A 16,920-nucleotide genomic window follows, 5' to 3' on the forward strand; every position below is an offset into this window, starting at 1 on the left:
GTCATTTCACTGTCCCTCGTTCCAACAACTGGCGCTCAGGTTCTTACCTGGGCGCTTTTTTCTTTTGGCGCTCCTGCTTATGGTGCGGTCATGGCTGACTATTCCGACGAGTTCCTGACCCATATTCTGAAGCGTACCAAGGTGGTGGCCGTGGTTGGCGTATCGATGAACCCGGTGCGGCCCAGCTATTACGTCGCCCGTTATCTGTCGCTCAAAGGCTACACGGTGATTCCGGTCAATCCGGGTCATGCGGGCAAGCTGCTGTTTGGCCAGACGGTGCGGGCCTCATTGTCCGAGATAACCGAGCCCGTCGATATGGTTGATATATTCCGCCGCTCCGAGGCCGTGCCGCCCATCGTTGATGAAGCGCTGGCCGCGTTTCCCGACTTGCGTACCATCTGGATGCAGATTGGTGTTGAGCATGACGAGGCCGCAGCCAAGGCGCAGGCGCGCCGGGTTGACGTGGTCATGAATCGCTGCCCCAAGATCGAATATCAGCGCCTGTTTGGGGAATTGCGGATGGGTGGGTTTGCCACCGGGGTGATCTCGTCTAAGCTGTAGGCATCCGGCGGTCTGCGCATCTTTGGCCTGACCGCGGTGCGCGGTCCGATCCGCGAACAAATTCCCCGCAAGCGTAGAAACAAACAGAAAATGAGTGATCATCTATGGCATTTCCCCAACCTCCCTACGAGGGTGCCTGCCTGTGTGGGTCCGTGCAGGTCCGTGTAGCTGCGTTGCCCCTTCTGACCGTGGCCTGTCATTGCCGCGACTGCCAGAAACTCAGCGCAAGTGCATATACCCTGACCACCATGTTCCCGGTCGATGCGGTTTCCTGTACCGGCGCGTTGGTTCGGGGCGGGCTCCGCTCTGATGGGCGGGCGCATTATTTCTGCAAGTCCTGCCTGAACATCGTCTATTCCCAACTTGACCACGCCCCCGAACGCATCAACCTGCGCACATCGATCCTGAATCAGGCCGCGCTATTCGAGCCATTTGTCGAGGTCATGACCGATGAAAAGATGCCGTGGGCGCAGGTTCCCGCCGTTCACAGCTATGCGCAGGCCCCTGCAAGCCGCGACGAGTTGCAATCCCTCATGGAGGCGTATTCCGAACGCGGGCGTTAGGCTATGGTTCAGTTCACTGGTTTTAGTTGGGCCGCCTGTTCCAGACGCCGCTTCTCCAACACCACTTCACGCGGGAGCCAATCATAGCGCGTGTCTTCGACCAACGGCCCCCAATACAACACGCCGCCATATCGCCACGGGTCCAGTACGACGCCGTCATACATGCTCTCACCCTTGCGGCTGATGATGGCGGTGCTGTGGTCGATGCGGAACGGATTGTCCGCGTTGGCGATGGCGCGGTGCATCTCCAGCGTGCGGAACTGTTCCCGATCCAACCGGCGCTCAATATCCTCGGCCCAATGCCAGCACAGGCCACGCGGGCGCAGGCCCTTGTTGACCTTGGCGTTGTGGATCAAGGGCGGGTCGGTGATTTCGTATTCCTGCACCAGCTGAGCGGTGTAGGCATAGGTGATACGGGCGGCTCGGGTGGCCTCTTCCGGGTCAATATCGGGGCCGAGGCTTTGGATTTCCGCAGCCAGGCGCTGCACCTCGTCCCCTGTCGACGGCGGAGGCATGGCGCAGGCGGCGAGGGTGGCAAGCACAGTTGCAAACGCCAATATTCTGATCATTCACGCGCCCTTCGCCTCGCTATACTCCGACGTCAGAGTATAACGGGCTGAGCTTGCGCACGGAACCCGGATGATCAGCTCTGAGGGCGGGCCGCTTTTTCAGCAATGCCGCTGGTGCCCTGTCGACGGGCCAGTTCTGTCAGCACATCGTCCAGCGCCACTTCGCGCGCGGCCAGCATGACCAGCAGGTGATAGAGCACATCTGCCGCTTCGGAGGTTAGCTTCTCCCTGTCCCCCTTGGCCGCTTCGATGATTGCCTCGATCGCTTCTTCGCCGAACTTCTCGGCGCATTTCTCAGGACCCTTGGCCAGCAGCTTGGCGGTCCAGCTGCTGTCAGGGTCTGCCCCTTTGCGGGCCTCGATCGTGGCGGCCAGATCGTGAAGGATACTCATGTCAGCCTCATCGGAATGCCAGCGGCGGCCATGTGCTCCTTGGCCTCGCGGATGGTGTATTCGCCGAAATGGAAGATCGAGGCGGCAAGAACCGCGCTGGCCCCGCCCTTGGTAACGCCTTCGACCAGATGATCCAGATTGCCGACGCCTCCGCTGGCGATCACCGGCACATCCACCGCGTCACTGATCGCGCGGGTCAGGGGCAGGTTGAACCCGGCTTTGGTGCCATCGCGATCCATCGAGGTCAGCAGGATTTCCCCCGCACCTTTGGCAACTACGGTTTTGGCGAACTCAACCGCGTCGATGCCGGTGGGTTTGCGACCGCCATGGGTGAAAATCTCCCACTTGCCGGGGCTGACCGTCTTGGCGTCGATGGCGCAGACGATGCACTGGCTGCCGAACTGGTCTGCCGCCTCGGCGATGACGTCCGGATTCGCGACGGCGGCCGAGTTGAAGCTGACCTTATCGGCCCCCGCCAGCAACAGGGCCCGCACGTCATCTTTGGTGCGCACGCCACCACCTACGGTCAGGGGCACAAAGCACTGCTCTGCCGTGCGTTGGACCACATCGAACATGGTGCCGCGATTCTCATGCGTCGCATGGATGTCCAGAAAACAGATCTCATCCGCTCCGGCAGCGTCATAGGCCTTGGCCGATTCCACCGGGTCGCCCGCATCGCGCAGACCAACGAAATTCACACCTTTGACCACGCGGCCATCGGCGACATCCAGACAGGGAATGATGCGGGTTTTCAGCATGGGGTGTCCTCTATTGCGGGCACCCTTACCGGCAAAGCCCTGCCGATGCCAGACTTGTGATTGTGATCTGACGTGAAGCCATGGAAATTAGAGGTGAAATTCATGAAAAGGATTATCGAGATGCGACATCTTATTCTGGCTTCAATACTCACATTCGGAGGCGCACTTTCCGCCATGGCTGAAGACATCATCAAAGTAGAGACCAACAAATCCGTGGCCGAAGCGCTGGACGCGCTCGAAGCAGCAGTTGGCAACGCGGGCGCGACTGTGTTTGCGCGTGTGGACCATGCCGCAGGGGCGGAAAAGGTCGGCACGCCGATCCCGCCCAATCAGGTGCTGATCTTTGGCAACCCAGCTTTGGGCACCCCCGCCATGCAGATCGACCCGCGCGCGGGACTGTTCCTGCCGCTGAAGGTGCAGGCCTATGAGGACGCGAACGGGCAAGTGTGGCTGGCCTATGAGGACCCGAAAGAGACGATGGACGAGCTCGATGGCGTCGAAAACTCACCCGTTGTCGAGAAAATGCGTGGTGCGCTGGCGAAACTGACCGCCGCTGCCACGCAGTAACTCAGCTCAGGGCGCGAATGGCCTCTTTCAGGTCAATCGCGCCATCATAAAGCGCGCGGCCCGAGATCGCACCGTTCAACTCGACACCGCAATCGCGCAGGGCGATCAGATCGTCCAGAGAGCTGACGCCACCCGAAGCAATCACTGGAATCGAAACCGCCTGCGCGAGCGCTGCCGTGGCCTCGATATTCGGGCCTTGCATCGCTCCGTCGCGGTTGATGTCGGTGTAGATGATCGCGGCGACGCCTGCGTCCTCGAAACTGCGGGCCAAATCAGTGACCTGCACATCGGTCTCTTCGGCCCAGCCCTTGGTGGCGACCATGCCGTTGCGCGCGTCGATGCCCACGGCAACCTTGCCGGGGAAGGCTTTGGCCGCTTCGCGCACCAGATCGGGGTTTTCGACCGCAACGGTGCCCAGAATCACCCGCGCCAGACCTTTTTCGATCCAGGTTTCGATCGTGGCCATATCGCGGATCCCACCACCCAGCTGCGCGGGCACGTCACAGGCTTTCAGAATGGCCTCAACGGGTGCTGCATTGACGGGCTCCCCAGCAAAAGCGCCGTTCAGGTCCACCAGATGCAGCCATTCACATCCCGCCTCGACAAAGGCGCGGGCCTGCGCCGCTGGGTCTTCGTTAAAGACCGTCGCTTTATCCATTTCACCACGCAGCAGGCGCACGGCATTGCCGTCTTTAAGGTCGATAGCGGGGTAGAGGATCATGTCGGGCGGCCCTATATCTCTGTTACACGCGCGGGATATCGCACAGGCAGGGCAGGGGCGCAACGCGACGCTAAGTCAATCTTGCCCGGTGCCGAACGGCAGGTCAGACTGACCGGAAAGACAGGGAGACAACCATGAAGACATATACTCTTGCGGCGGTATTCACCGCGATGGCGACAAGCGCCTTTGCCGCCGATCCGGTGGACGGCCTCTGGAAGACTGCTCCGGGGGATACGGGTGGCTATCTGCATGTGTCGATTTCCGAATGCGGCAGCGCCATCTGCGGCACCATCGACAGCGCCTTTGATGCTGACGGCAACCAGCAGCTGGAATATGAGAACCTCGGCAAGCAGATCATCTGGGACATGATCCCCGAAGGCGGTGGCAATTATGACGACGGCAAGATCTGGGCCCCGGATCGCGACAAGACCTACAGCTCGAAAATGTCGCTGGACGGCCATAACAAGCTGACCGTCAAAGGATGCGTCGCCGGTGGTCTGGTGTGCCGCGGGCAGGTTTGGACCCGCGTGCAATAGCGCTTAGGGCGCCCAGGTCAGGAAGTTGCCGATCATGCGCAGGCCGACATCCTGGCTTTTCTCAGGGTGGAACTGCATCCCAACCATCGTGTCGCGGCCAATCACGGCCGTGACCTCTTGCCCATAGTCCACATAAGCCAACCGTTGCGCCGGATCGGTCACCCGGAAATGGTAGGAGTGGACAAAATAGGCGTGATCACCTGATTTCACCCCATCAAAGACCGGGTGATCGCTTTCCAGCACCAGATTGTTCCAGCCCATATGCGGCACCTTGAGGGCGCTGTCCGAGGGCTCGATCCTCACGACGTCTCCGGCCACCCAGTCCAGACCGTCGGTCTCGGTATATTCGTGGCCTTTGGACGCCATCAGTTGCATGCCGACGCAGATGCCCAGAAACGGGCGGCCTTTCTGCTCGACGGCTTCAACCATCGCGTCATAGATGCCTTTATGGCCGCGCAATTCGGCGGCACAGGCCGGAAAAGCACCGTCACCGGGCAGCACCAAACGATCCGCCCGCACCACAACATCCGCGTCCGAGGTCACAACAACCTCACCTGCACCCACCTCGCGCGCCATGCGCTGAAACGCCTTCTCTGCCGAGTGCAAGTTGCCGCTCTCGTAGTCGATAATGGCGGTGAGCATTTACAGCGCGCCTTTGGTGGACGGAATCGCATCCGCCTTACGCGGATCGGTCTCGACCGCATCGCGCAATGCGCGAGCGGCGGCCTTGAAGGCAGCCTCGGCAATGTGGTGGCTGTTGAAGCCGTGCAACTGGTCGATATGCAGCGTGATACCGCCATGGGTGCTCAGCGCCTGAAAGAACTCGCGCACCAGCTCGGTGTCGAACGTGCCGATCTTTTGCGTCGGCAAATCTACGTTCCAGATCAGGAACGGGCGGCCCGACAGGTCCAGCGCACAGCGCACCTGCGCGTCATCCATGGGCAGATGGCATTCGCCATAGCGCCGGATGCCCTTCTTGTCGCCCAGAGCCTGTGTCAGCGCCTGACCCAGCGCGATTCCGGTATCCTCGACTGTGTGGTGATCATCGATGTGATAATCGCCCTTGGTCCGGATCGTCATGTCGATCAGCGAATGGCGCGCCAACTGGTCCAGCATATGGTCGAAAAACCCAACGCCGGTCTGATTGTCATACTGGCCGGTGCCGTCCAGATTGACCTGAACCGAGATCTCGGTCTCGGCGGTCTGACGGTTGATCTTAGCGCTGCGCATGGGCGAATTCCTTTTGCTACAGGGGCGCTTATAGACGCGGACGGGCGGCCTATCCAGACCGCTTTGAGCCTTCATCGCAAACTGTTGCAGGGGATTGCACCCGGGCGCGGCCCGTGCCAGCCTGCGGTCAACACGAACCAACAAGGCCCGGCCCATGTCCACCTGCGTCTTCATCCAGATCCGCTGTAAACCCGGCTCCACCTACAAGGTGGCCGAAGAGATCGCCCTGCGTGAAATCCATTCCGAACTGTATTCCACTAGCGGCGAATATGACCTGCTGCTGAAGCTCTACATCCCCGAAACCGAGGATGTAGGCCATTTCATCAATGAAAACCTGCTGGTGATTCCCAATATCGAACGCTCGCTGACCACGATGACGTTCAAGGCGTTCTAACCCAGCTCAAACGTCGTCACGCCGAAGATTCGGCTCAGATCAATATCCGGTTCGTGATCGGAGTACATCCGCGCGGTTTCAAAGACCTTGTCCAGCCCAAGCTCGTCGGCCAGCGCAAAGGCCGAGGGGTTGGGTTGAGGCATGTCGACGAATACCTCATGCGCGTTGTGGTCCTCGGGAATCGTCGAAAGGACAGCGGCCAGCAACGCCCTCGCTATTTCTGTCGTGTCCGCAAACAGGGGGCCGACCTTGTAACCCGTCAGACAGGGGCGCAGCGTAGCATAGCCCCTGATCCTGCCATTCTCGGTATAGAGTTTTGAAACGTGGCTGTAAGCGCTCAGCCAGCTTTCCAGAAACAGGTCGCGAGGTGCGGGGAACAGCGCGCGATCATATGCCTTCAATTCATCTGACGCGCGGTTCAGATCAACAATATGATCGTTCGGCCCGGTTTCTAGCTTGGCCAGTATCAGGTGTTTCGTCCCGGCGAAACGATAGTTGTTATAAGCAAAGGTGAAGCCGGACTTGCGATAATTGTCCTGCTGTTCGACCACACCGTCCAGCCCCATGTTGCGTCCCGTGCAATGGGCCAGCGCGTGCTGCGCGATTTCAAGCCCATGGCCATGGTGCCGGAACTCGGGCTTCACGATATAGAATCCCAGAAAGGAAAACCGGTCATCGTAATTCACGGCTGAAACGGATGAGATCATCGCATCATCCAGAAACCCGCCCAGAAACCCGTCGGGGTCTGTCGGGCGAAAGCACTTCGCATCGTGCACGCCGGGGTTCCAGCCCTCGCGACCGGCCCAATCCACGGCATGTTCGACTTCATCAGCGGTAAGGGGGCGAATGACATAGTCCGACATAGGCGAATTCCGTGCATGATTGAAATCACGGCCAGAATGGCGCATTGCCTGCCAAAGAACCAGCATGTTCGGAGAGTTTGGTATCTGGAGCGGGCGAGGCGATTCGAACGCCCGACCCTAACCTTGGCAAGGTTATGCTCTACCCCTGAGCTACGCCCGCATCAGATACATATGTTGGTCCGAAGACCTCTCAATGGAGCGGGCGAGGCGATTCGAACGCCCGACCCTAACCTTGGCAAGGTTATGCTCTACCCCTGAGCTACGCCCGCGCCGTTGAGTGAGGAGGGATGTATAAATTCCCACACGAGGCTGCAAGCGGAAAAACACAAAAAACGGCAAAAATCTTTCGACGGAATTCAGGGGTTGGCGTGTTTAAGAACTATCGCAGTGAACGAAACGAGGGCTTGGGCACAGGAAATGACAGATATTGCAGATATTAAAATGGCAGCGCTGGCCGCATTGATTGTTCTGACCACCCTGATCTGCGGTCAAAGCGATGAAACACTGGCAGAGGTGCAGCCTAACTTCCCGCATGCTCCTTTGATCGAGACACAGGTTCTGACGGGTTAAATCGCGCGCTCATACTGCCAATACGAGATTCGCGATCGCTGCAATCAGAATTGCGGTGAATGTCAGACCCATGCCGATCTGGCGCAATATGATGATCTGTGGTGTTTTGCCAAAGCCATAAGCGTGCAGCAACCGTCCCGCCAATAGTGACAGCCCCAGCAGGTTCACAAGCCAGCCGCCAGCACCCTGTAATTCGACCATAGCGATTAGCAATAATGCAAAAGGGGCGTATTCGGCGCAGTTCGCGTGGGTTCGCATCGCCTTGATCATGGCCTTGTCGCCATGATCTCCAACCGAGATTTTGCCCGCCCGACGTTGCCGGATGACATTTACGCTGAGCGCGACGTAAAGAAATGCGATCAGCGCGGCGTAGACCGGGGTGATGGTCAGCATGGGGTCTCCTGATGTTGAAAAGGCCGCTCGGTTCTCCGAGCGGCCCCTGTCAGCTTAGAACGCTAAACCGGTTAATCCAGTTCCACCAGCAGGTCCTTTGCGTCAATCTGACCGCCGGGCTGCACATGCACGGCCTTGATCACCGCGTCGCGTTCGGCATGGATGCCGGTTTCCATCTTCATTGCCTCGATGGTCAGCAGCAGATCGCCTTCCTTGACCTCCTGGCCCGCGACAGCGGCGACGGTGGCGACGACACCCGGCATTGGCGCGCCAATATGGTTCGGATTACCTACCTCGGCTTTCGGGCGTTGTATCGTCGAAGCTTTCACCAGACGGTTCGGGACCCGGATGACGCGGGGCTGGCCGTTGAGTTCGAAGAACACCTTGACCTCACCATTCTCATCCGTTTCGCCAATTGCCTGACAGCGGATTTCCAGTGTCTTGCCCGGATCGATCTCGGCAGTGATCTCCTCACCCGGCTCCATGCCGTAGAAGAACGTGCGCGTGGGCAGGGTGCGGACCGGACCATAGGTGCGGTGGCGGCCCATGTAATCCAGGAACACCTTGGGATACATCAGGTATCCGTTCAGGTCCTCGTCGTCGATCTCTTTCCCGTCCAGCTGTTTGGACAGATCGGCGCGGGTGGCCTCCAGATCGACGGCTTCGACATGTTTGCCGGGGCGTTCGGTGTTGGGCGCTTCATCCTTAAGAACCTTCTGGATGATCGTATCCGGGAACCCGCCCGGAGGCTGGCCCAGATTGCCGCGCATCATGTCGATGACCGAGTCAGGGAAGGCCACCTCTGTTCCGGGGTTTTCCACGTCATCACGGGTCAAGCCCTGGCTGACCATCATCAGCGCCATGTCACCGACAACCTTCGACGACGGCGTCACCTTGACGATATCGCCGAACATCTGGTTCACATCCGCATACATCTGGGCGACCTCGTGCCAGCGCTCCTCCAGGCCGAGGCTGCGTGCCTGTGCCTTGAGGTTGGTAAACTGACCACCCGGCATCTCGTGCAGATAGACCTCGGAGGCCGGGGCCTGCAGGCCCGACTCAAAGGCCGCATACTGACCACGCACGGCCTCGAAATAATCGCTGATCTCGCGGATCGCCTTGATGTCCAATCCGGTGTCACGCTCGGTATGGCGCAGCGCCTCGACCACAGTGCCCAGCGTAGCCTGAGACGTATTGCCCGAGAACGCATCCATCGCGCAGTCCACCGCATCCACGCCCGCTTCGGACGCGGCCAGAATGGTGGCGCTGGCGATGCCGGCGGTGTCATGAGTGTGGAAATGGATCGGCAAGCCGACCTCTTCCTTGAGCGCGCGGATCAGGATGCGGGCCGAGGCCGGTTTCAGCAGCCCCGCCATGTCCTTCAGACCCAGCACATGCGCGCCTGCGTCGCGCAGCTCTTTCGCCATGCCGACATAGTATTTCAGGTCATATTTGGCGCGATCCGGGTCCAGAATGTCACCGGTGTAACAAACTGTGCCCTCACAGATCTTGCCGTTCTCAACGACCGCATCCATCGCGACCCGCATATTCTCAACCCAGTTCAGCGAGTCGAAGACACGGAACACATCGATATTCGTCGACGCCTGACGCACGAATTCCTGCACCACGTTGTCGGGGTAGTTGGTATAGCCAACCCCGTTTGCCCCGCGCAGCAGCATCTGGGTCATCAGGTTCGGCATCGCCTCGCGCAGGTCGCGCAGACGCTGCCACGGGCATTCCTGCAGGAAGCGATAGGCCACATCAAAGGTCGCGCCGCCCCAGCACTCGACACTAAACAGCTGCGGCAGGTTGGCCGCGTAGGTCGGTGCTATCTTGATCATGTCGATTGAACGCATCCGGGTCGCCAGCAGTGACTGGTGCCCATCGCGCATGGTGGTGTCGGTGATCAGCAGCTGACGCTGTGCCTTCATCCAGTCGGCAACCGCCTGCGGGCCCTTCTGCTCCAGCAGGTTGCGCGTGCCCATTTGCGGCTCGGCCTTCGGCGCGGGCGCTTTGGCTTCTTTCAGATCGGCGCGGGGCTCAGGGCGGTCCTTGGTTTCCGGATGGCCGTTCACGGTGATGTCCGCGATATAGTTCAGAACCTTGGTGCCCCGGTCGCGGCGCTTCTTGAACAGGAACAGGTCCGGCGTCTCGTCAATGAACTTGGTGGTGTATTCATTCGACAAGAAGGTCGGGTGCTTCAGCAGGTTCTCGACAAAGGCGATGTTGGTGGAAACACCGCGCACGCGGAACTCCCTCAGCGCGCGATCCATCCGGGCAATCGCCTTCTCAGGCGTCGGCGCCCAGGCGGTGACCTTGGTCAGCAGTGAATCGTAGAACCGCGTGATCACCCCGCCCGCATAAGCGGTACCGCCATCCAGACGGATGCCCATGCCGGTGGCCGAGCGATAGGCGGTGATGCGGCCATAGTCCGGGATGAAGTTGTTCAGCGGGTCTTCGGTGGTCACTCGGGTCTGCAGCGCGTGGCCGTTCAGGCGCACCTCGTCCTGGCTGGCCTTTCCGGTGGCCTCGGCCAGAGTCTTGCCCTCGGCAATCAGGATCTGAGCCTGCACGATGTCGATGCCGGTGACTTCCTCGGTGACGGTGTGTTCCACCTGCACGCGCGGGTTGACCTCGATGAAGTAGAACTTGCCCGTGTTCATATCCATCAGGAACTCGACCGTGCCCGCGCATTCATAGTTCACATGGGCACAGATGCGGCGGCCCAGTTCGCAAATCTCGGCGCGCTGCTCCTCGGTCAGATAGGGGGCAGGCGCGCGCTCCACGACCTTCTGATTGCGCCGCTGGACAGAGCAATCGCGTTCATACAGGTGGTAGATCTCACCATGCTTGTCGCCAAGGATCTGCACCTCGACATGGCGGGCGCGGGTGATCATCTTTTCCAGGTAGCCTTCGCCGTTGCCGAAGGCTGCTTCGGCCTCGCGACGGCCTTCCAGCACTTTCTCTTCCAGCTCATCCTCGGACAGGATCGGGCGCATCCCGCGCCCGCCGCCGCCCCAGCTGGCTTTCAGCATCAGCGGATAGCCAATCTCGGCCGCTTCGGCCTTGATGGCCTTCATATCGTCGCCCAGAACCTCGGTCGCCGGGATGACCGGTACGTCTGCCGCGATGGCGACTTTGCGGGCGCTGGCCTTGTCTCCCAACGCACGCATGGTCTCGGCCTTGGGGCCGATGAAGGTAATGCCGTTCTGCACACAGGCATCCACGAAATCCGGGTTCTCGGACAGCAGGCCGTAACCGGGGTGGATGGCATCTGCACCGCTTTCCTTGGCAACGCGGATGATCTCATCAATGCTCAGATAAGCCGCGACCGGACCCAATCCTTCACCAATGCGATAGGCCTCATCCGCCTTGAACCGGTGCAGGCCCAGCTTGTCTTCCTCAGCAAAGACCGCGACGGTGCGTTTGCCCATCTCGTTCGCGGCCCGCATCACGCGGATCGCAATCTCGCCGCGGTTGGCGATCAGGATTTTCTTGAAGTCTGTCATTTCAGGTCCCGGTCATTATAGGTGTGGCCTTGTGATTAGGCGGACAATACGGCCACGTACATCTGTAGTTCTGGGTAGAACCGGCATGTTATCGCTCGCAAACGCCGCCTTTTGGCGCTTTTCTTTTACACATGCTGCGGCGCAGCACCAAATATTGTTTTATTGGCAAAGAAAATGACCAGTTTTCAGCGGTGCTAAGCGCCACCATCCTTCCAGCCGCCCGAACGGGCGAATACAGCCTGGCCGAATCAAACGTTACACAAGTGTAGAGACACGAATCGGCGAGCTTCGGGCCCAAGGCCAGCTCGGGGCCTCGCAATGACGTCGAGCTGACTGCGCAATACGTCCTGCCCGGCCGGGATCAGGCTGCTGGACGCTTGGATGCCCCCTTGGCGGGCCGCGCGGTAGCACCACCCGCCACAGCCGAGGTCTCGGTGATAGCTCCGGATCGCGCGACCTGTACTTGATTGCGACCCTTGTCTTTGGCCGCGTAAAGCGCATCGTCGGCGGTCCGCATCAGATCCTGCGGCATCACGCCATGCATCGGATAATGCGCAACTCCGACCGAGATGGTGATGCGGGGCAGCGATTTCTCTCCATAGCGAACCGAGACCGCCTCGACCGCCTGCCGCACCTGTTCGGCGCGGGTCATGGCGTCATCCGGGGTGTTATCGGGCAGGATCAGCATGAACTCCTCGCCCCCTATCCGGCAAGCAATCTCATCACGGTCGCATCCCTGTTCGAGCGCCGCGCCAACCGCGCGCAGCACCATGTCGCCAGCGTCATGCCCATGGGTGTCGTTGAACTTTTTGAAATGATCGACATCCACCGCGATCATGCTGAGCGGAGCACCCGTCTGCTGGCTGCGGCTGATCGACTTGCGCAGGGTTTCAGTCATATGGCGACGATTGAACAGCCCGGTCAAAGGGTCACGTACCGACTGGTCGTGCAACTGATCGCGCATCCGAACATTGGCAATCGCCATGCTGATCTGTTCCGCGCAGAGCTGCGCCAGCTTCTTGCTGTCGTGGAACTCCGCGCCGCTGCCATCATGCGCGCGCAGATGCAACAGGCCTACGGTCTCGCCATGGGCAAGAATGGGGAAGCAGAAATAAGGCCGCCCGTCATGCGGTTCGGCATGTTCGCAGACGAAATCGATCTCGGAGGCTCCGAATTCATATGTTCGCCCACGCCGCAGCCCCCAGCAGCCTTCGGGATGAATATGCGCCTTGTGCGAGCCGCCATTCCAGCTGGCGCATCCATCCAGCACGTCGCGTGAATTGGAATAGACATACACGCTGCCTTCAGCCTCGGGCAGGATATGGGTCATGAAGCGCGATACCATGTCGAAGAGTTCATCCAGAGAGCGACTGGATTGCAGCCACTCATTCAACTCGCCCAGCAGGCGCACTTCGCGCGCCAGGCGCAGCTGGTCATCCATCAATTCACGCTCCTTGGCGGCGCGCACCCGCAGATCGCGGACCTGCCTGCGATTCGTGCAATAGATCACCAGAATCACCGCTGTCAGCGCCAGAAGGGCCACACTGCAGAGCACGGCCAACGACCACCGGACGCGGGTGATGAACAGATCACGCTGCGGCGTGATGTCCGAATAGAACTCAATGGCGCCCAGAAACTGGCCATCCTTGATGACAGGCGTATAGATTTCGGCCACGTGACAGGTTTTCTTGCCCGACCTGGCCATCGCTTCATGGTCAAGGGAATTGACCTCAGAGATCGGTTTTTCCTCATGTTTGTAATAGGATCCTCCCGCTGCAACGATTTCCTGAAAGTAGGAATCGGAGTTCACGGCTCCGACATCGCCTGGACGGGTTGACCAGAACACGCGCCCTTCGCTGTCGAACAGCTTGAAGCGATAAATGTCCGAAGTTTCGGGCAAAAGCTCCAGAAACTCCTCATCATGTTCGTCAAGAACGCCGTTTTGGAACGTTGCCTCGACATCGAACAGGTGCGAGGCGACCTGTTGGTTCAATTGCGCCGCGCGGTGTCGCAGATCTGATTCCAGCATTCGGTCCACCACCGGGGCCGGAATTGCGTAAATCCCCCAGCCCGCCAGCGCAGTCAGCGCCATCAGCATCAGCGAGATGCCCGCAATTTTCAGGCCCGAGGTTCGGCCTGTCTGATCCATCTGTTTCATAACCCACGCTCCCACAGCAATGGGATCAGGATGTTTGGCAAGGTTTGACAAGGGGTTAATGACGCCGGATGTTTGTTTAGAATTGATCGGATCGACTGGCAAATTCCTTGTGAACAAGCCGTGAACAAACCCTTTCCCTTCGCGCCCATCCGGCGTAGTTTGGAGCCATGAGCAGTTTTGACGAAATGGACGCCTTCGAAGGCGCATCGCTGTCGGCGCGGGCGATGCCTGCGGCCTCGGCAGAATACCTCAACGACCTAAATCCGGCGCAGCGCGAAGCGGTTGAGCGGCTGGATGGTCCGGTGCTGATGCTGGCCGGGGCCGGGACGGGCAAGACCAAGGCACTGACCGCGAGGATCACCCATCTGCTTAGAACCCATCGGGTGCGCGAGAATGAGATTCTGGCCGTAACATTCACCAACAAGGCCGCGCGTGAAATGAAAGAGCGGGTGGGCCGTATGCTGGGCCGACCTGCCGAGGGGATGCCGTGGCTGGGCACCTTCCACGCGATCTGCGTCAAGCTGCTGCGCCGCCATGCGGAATTGGTCGATCTGAAATCGAACTTCACCATTCTGGATACGGACGATCAGAAGCGGCTGCTGAAACAGCTGACGCAAGCGGCTAATATCGATGACAAACGCTGGCCCGCGCGGATGCTGGCCGGGATCATCGATGACTGGAAGAACCGAGCGCTGACGCCCGACAAGGTGCCTGCTGCGGATGCGGGGGCCTATAATCACAAGGGCATCGAACTCTATGCCCAATACCAGACCCGCCTACGCGAGCTGAACGCAGTGGATTTTGGCGACCTGCTGCTGCACATGGTTACGATCTTTCAGACGCATCCGGATGTGCTGGAGCAATATCAACGCTGGTTCCGCTACATCCTTGTGGACGAGTATCAGGATACAAACGTCGCCCAGTACCTTTGGCTGCGCCTGTTGGCTGGGGGGCACAAGAACATCTGTTGCGTCGGCGACGATGATCAGTCGATCTATGGCTGGCGCGGGGCCGAGGTGGGCAACATCCTGCGGTTCGAAAAGGATTTTCCCGGCGCTTTCGTGGTGCGGCTGGAGCAGAACTACCGCTCGACCCCGCATATTCTGGCGGCTGCGTCGAATGTTATTCGTGGTAACGAGAACCGACTGGGCAAAGAACTGTGGACGGCAGCGCGAGACGGTGAAGAGGTCCGTCTAATCGGTCACTGGGACGGCGAAGAAGAGGCTCGTTGGGTCGGAGAGCAGATCGAAGACTATGTTAGTGGTAGTTCGCCTGTTGCAAAACGAAGGCAAAACTCTCGATCCGATCAAATGATGAGGGAAGTAGAGCGTCTTGATGAATTGGGTGCCTTGAAAGGACTCAATCGAAGAGAGGATGTGCTCGACAAGTTGAAAAAGCACAAAAGCTTTTTGGCTGATGACAGTAGGAAAAGCCTCATTTGGGAATTAACAATGAGGCAACAAGAAGGGCGTTCTTTGGAAGCGGCTTTCCCAAGATTCTATCTCGATGAAATCGCCATCCTCGTGCGCGCCTCGCACCAGATGCGCGCTTTTGAGGACCGGTTTCTGACCATTGGCCTGCCTTACAAGGTGATTGGAGGGCCGCGATTCTACGAGCGGATGGAGATCCGCGATGCCATGGCCTATTTCCGGCTGGTGGTCAGCCCCGAGGACGATCTGGCGTTCGAGCGCATCGTCAACACGCCCAAACGCGGCCTTGGCGACAAGGCGCAGCAGACCATTCAGGTGGTGGCGCGGGAAAACGGGGTCTCTCTGGTCGATGGGGCGCGGATTGCGGTCGATAATGGTCTGATCAAGGGCAAGGGCGGCAAGGCGTTGCGTGAATTGATCGACGGGCTGGCGCGGTGGAATGCGATGACGCGCGGCCCGCGGATCGAAATGGACGACGATTCGGTGATCGATGATGGGGTGTCGCCGATCCGCTATGGCGCGCCTGAGCATACGCATATCGAGCTGGCGCAGATCGTCTTGGACGAATCCGGCTATACCGCGCATTGGCAGAACGAGAAGACGCCTGAGGCTCCGGGGCGGTTGGAAAACCTCAAGGAACTGGTCAATCAGCTGGACAATTTCGAGAACCTGCAGGGGTTTCTGGAACATGTCAGCCTTGTGATGGATAACGAGCAGGATAACGACGGGGCTAAGGTCTCGATCATGACCCTGCACGCGGCCAAAGGGTTGGAGTTTCCTGCCGTGTTCCTGCCGGGGTGGGAGGATGGCTTGTTCCCCTCGCAACGCTCGATGGACGAATCGGGCCTTAAGGGCCTCGAAGAGGAACGGCGGCTGGCCTATGTCGGCATCACCCGTGCCGAAGAGGTCTGCACGATTTCCTTCGCGGCCAACCGGCGGGTGTTCGGGCAATGGCAGAACTCGATGCCATCGCGTTTCATCGATGAGCTGCCCGAGGATCATGTCGAGGTGCTGACGCCGCCGGGGCTCTATGGTGGCGGTCAGACAACGGCTGGGATCGAAAGCCGCGCGGCCGAGGCGAATGTCTATAACTCTCCGGGCTGGAAACGTCTGCAGGCGCGGCAGGGGCAGTATGGGATGTCTCAGCCGAAAGAAAGCCGGAACACGGTGATTGATGCGACCGCTGTCGCCAGTTTCACGCTGGGCGAGCGGGTGTTTCACCAGAAATTCGGGTATGGCGCGGTGATCGGTATCGAGGGTGACAAGGTCGAGGTCGATTTCGACAAGGCAGGGGTGAAGAAAGTGGTCTCGCGCTTTCTGACCGCCAAGGACGACGTGCCGTTCTGACTATTTGCGAGGCTCTGCCTCGCGCTCTGGGATATTTTTAGCCAGGTGAAGTAGGGGGGCGTTCGCGCCCCTTTTTTGTTGTCGGAAAGAAAAACGGCGGTTCCCAGGGAGGAGGAAGGGGAACCGCCGTTCTTTTCAACTCCGAGGCAGGGAGGAGGAGAGCCCCGAAGTATCCGAACCCGGGTTTGATCCCGGTATGAGGAAGACGCGGCGACGTCTGGGAGGAGGGTGACGTCGCCGCGCGCTTTCAACATCGAGGCAGGGAGGAGGAGAGCCCCGATGTATCAGGTTCCGGCGGTCAGGGCCGGTATAAGGTGCGGCAACGTCAGGGAGGAGGAGAGACGTTGCCGCTGATTACA

At 59.5% G+C, this 16,920-nt stretch carries 17 protein-coding genes and 2 tRNA genes; 7 read left to right on the plus strand and 12 right to left on the minus strand.

Going from position 1 to position 16,920, the window contains the following annotated elements; genetic code table 11:
- The first annotated feature begins 90 nt into the window (after window positions 1-90).
- Both ACR0IV_RS01070 and ACR0IV_RS01075 read left to right on the plus strand, forming a co-directional pair.
- Window positions 91-561 (plus strand): CoA-binding protein, encoded by a 471-nt coding sequence (locus ACR0IV_RS01070; protein ID WP_480658311.1) that lies wholly within the window; start codon window positions 91-93, stop codon window positions 559-561.
- Between the two features lie 104 nt (window positions 562-665).
- Window positions 666-1,124: a GFA family protein gene (locus tag ACR0IV_RS01075; protein ID WP_480658309.1), complete on the plus strand. Its 459-nt coding sequence runs from the start codon at window positions 666-668 to the stop codon at window positions 1,122-1,124.
- A gap of 8 nt (window positions 1,125-1,132) precedes the next feature.
- On the opposite strand, the gene ACR0IV_RS01080 is transcribed toward ACR0IV_RS01075, so the two are convergent.
- From ACR0IV_RS01080 to hisF, 3 genes are all read right to left on the minus strand, one after another.
- Entirely contained in the window at window positions 1,133-1,693 is a 561-nt protein-coding gene (locus tag ACR0IV_RS01080) for a hypothetical protein (protein WP_480658307.1), read from the minus strand.
- A 74-nt stretch (window positions 1,694-1,767) separates the two neighbouring features.
- Window positions 1,768-2,085: a phosphoribosyl-ATP diphosphatase gene (locus ACR0IV_RS01085; RefSeq protein ID WP_480470391.1), complete on the minus strand. Its 318-nt coding sequence runs from the start codon at window positions 2,083-2,085 to the stop codon at window positions 1,768-1,770.
- Window positions 2,082-2,843, minus strand: a complete 762-nt coding sequence (gene hisF / locus ACR0IV_RS01090; RefSeq protein ID WP_170466287.1) for an imidazole glycerol phosphate synthase subunit HisF — start codon at window positions 2,841-2,843, stop codon at window positions 2,082-2,084. The genes ACR0IV_RS01085 and hisF overlap by 4 nt, the downstream gene beginning before the upstream one ends.
- A 174-nt stretch (window positions 2,844-3,017) precedes the next feature.
- Between hisF and ACR0IV_RS01095 the strand changes: the two genes are divergently transcribed.
- The gene (locus tag ACR0IV_RS01095) at window positions 3,018-3,410 is read left to right on the plus strand and encodes a DUF302 domain-containing protein (RefSeq protein WP_480658583.1); all 393 of its coding nucleotides are present in this window, start codon (window positions 3,018-3,020) and stop codon (window positions 3,408-3,410) included.
- Window position 3,411: 1 nt separating this feature from the next.
- On the opposite strand, the gene hisA is transcribed toward ACR0IV_RS01095, so the two are convergent.
- Window positions 3,412-4,131, minus strand: coding sequence for a 1-(5-phosphoribosyl)-5-[(5-phosphoribosylamino)methylideneamino]imidazole-4-carboxamide isomerase (gene hisA, locus ACR0IV_RS01100; RefSeq protein ID WP_480470390.1), 720 nt, complete (start codon window positions 4,129-4,131; stop codon window positions 3,412-3,414).
- A 134-nt stretch (window positions 4,132-4,265) separates the two neighbouring features.
- Between hisA and ACR0IV_RS01105 the strand changes: the two genes are divergently transcribed.
- Window positions 4,266-4,667, plus strand: coding sequence for a DUF2147 domain-containing protein (locus ACR0IV_RS01105; protein WP_480658306.1), 402 nt, complete (start codon window positions 4,266-4,268; stop codon window positions 4,665-4,667).
- 3 nt (window positions 4,668-4,670) lie between these two features.
- Here ACR0IV_RS01105 and hisH read toward each other — a convergent pair whose 3' ends face one another.
- Together hisH and hisB are read right to left on the minus strand one after the other, a co-directional pair.
- Window positions 4,671-5,309, minus strand: a complete 639-nt coding sequence (hisH, locus tag ACR0IV_RS01110; RefSeq protein ID WP_480470388.1) for an imidazole glycerol phosphate synthase subunit HisH — start codon at window positions 5,307-5,309, stop codon at window positions 4,671-4,673.
- Window positions 5,310-5,897, minus strand: coding sequence for an imidazoleglycerol-phosphate dehydratase HisB (gene hisB / locus ACR0IV_RS01115; RefSeq protein ID WP_480470387.1), 588 nt, complete (start codon window positions 5,895-5,897; stop codon window positions 5,310-5,312).
- A gap of 154 nt (window positions 5,898-6,051) precedes the next feature.
- Between hisB and ACR0IV_RS01120 the strand changes: the two genes are divergently transcribed.
- Entirely contained in the window at window positions 6,052-6,291 is a 240-nt protein-coding gene (locus ACR0IV_RS01120; RefSeq protein WP_170615187.1) for an Lrp/AsnC ligand binding domain-containing protein, read from the plus strand.
- Here ACR0IV_RS01120 and ACR0IV_RS01125 read toward each other — a convergent pair.
- From ACR0IV_RS01125 to ACR0IV_RS01135, 3 genes are all read right to left on the minus strand, one after another.
- Window positions 6,288-7,154 carry a GNAT family N-acetyltransferase gene (locus ACR0IV_RS01125; protein ID WP_480692602.1) on the minus strand — a complete coding sequence of 289 codons (867 nt, stop codon included), beginning with the start codon at window positions 7,152-7,154 and terminating at the stop codon, window positions 6,288-6,290. The genes ACR0IV_RS01120 and ACR0IV_RS01125 overlap by 4 nt on opposite strands.
- An 85-nt stretch (window positions 7,155-7,239) precedes the next feature.
- Window positions 7,240-7,314 (minus strand) — tRNA-Gly (locus ACR0IV_RS01130).
- Between the two features lie 34 nt (window positions 7,315-7,348).
- Window positions 7,349-7,423: transfer RNA gene (locus ACR0IV_RS01135), tRNA-Gly, on the minus strand.
- A gap of 148 nt (window positions 7,424-7,571) precedes the next feature.
- Here ACR0IV_RS01135 and ACR0IV_RS01140 point away from each other — a divergent pair.
- On the plus strand, window positions 7,572-7,724 hold the full coding sequence (locus ACR0IV_RS01140; RefSeq protein WP_480658304.1) for a hypothetical protein: 153 nt from the start codon (window positions 7,572-7,574) through the stop codon (window positions 7,722-7,724).
- Window positions 7,725-7,733: 9 nt separating this feature from the next.
- Here the strand turns inward: ACR0IV_RS01140 and ACR0IV_RS01145 are convergent, their stop codons facing one another.
- From ACR0IV_RS01145 to ACR0IV_RS01155, 3 genes are all read right to left on the minus strand, one after another.
- Window positions 7,734-8,117, minus strand: a complete 384-nt coding sequence (locus tag ACR0IV_RS01145) for an MAPEG family protein (protein WP_480658303.1) — start codon at window positions 8,115-8,117, stop codon at window positions 7,734-7,736.
- Between the two features lie 71 nt (window positions 8,118-8,188).
- Window positions 8,189-11,626, minus strand: coding sequence for a pyruvate carboxylase (locus ACR0IV_RS01150; protein ID WP_480658302.1), 3,438 nt, complete (start codon window positions 11,624-11,626; stop codon window positions 8,189-8,191).
- A 361-nt stretch (window positions 11,627-11,987) separates the two neighbouring features.
- The gene (locus ACR0IV_RS01155; RefSeq protein ID WP_480658581.1) at window positions 11,988-13,775 is read right to left on the minus strand and encodes a sensor domain-containing diguanylate cyclase; all 1,788 of its coding nucleotides are present in this window, start codon (window positions 13,773-13,775) and stop codon (window positions 11,988-11,990) included.
- 176 nt (window positions 13,776-13,951) lie between these two features.
- Between ACR0IV_RS01155 and ACR0IV_RS01160 the strand changes: the two genes are divergently transcribed.
- Window positions 13,952-16,561 carry an ATP-dependent helicase gene (locus tag ACR0IV_RS01160; RefSeq protein WP_480658301.1) on the plus strand — a complete coding sequence of 870 codons (2,610 nt, stop codon included), beginning with the start codon at window positions 13,952-13,954 and terminating at the stop codon, window positions 16,559-16,561.
- Window positions 16,562-16,920 lie beyond the last annotated feature (359 nt).

Source organism: Ruegeria sp. C2 (genome assembly GCF_056537765.1).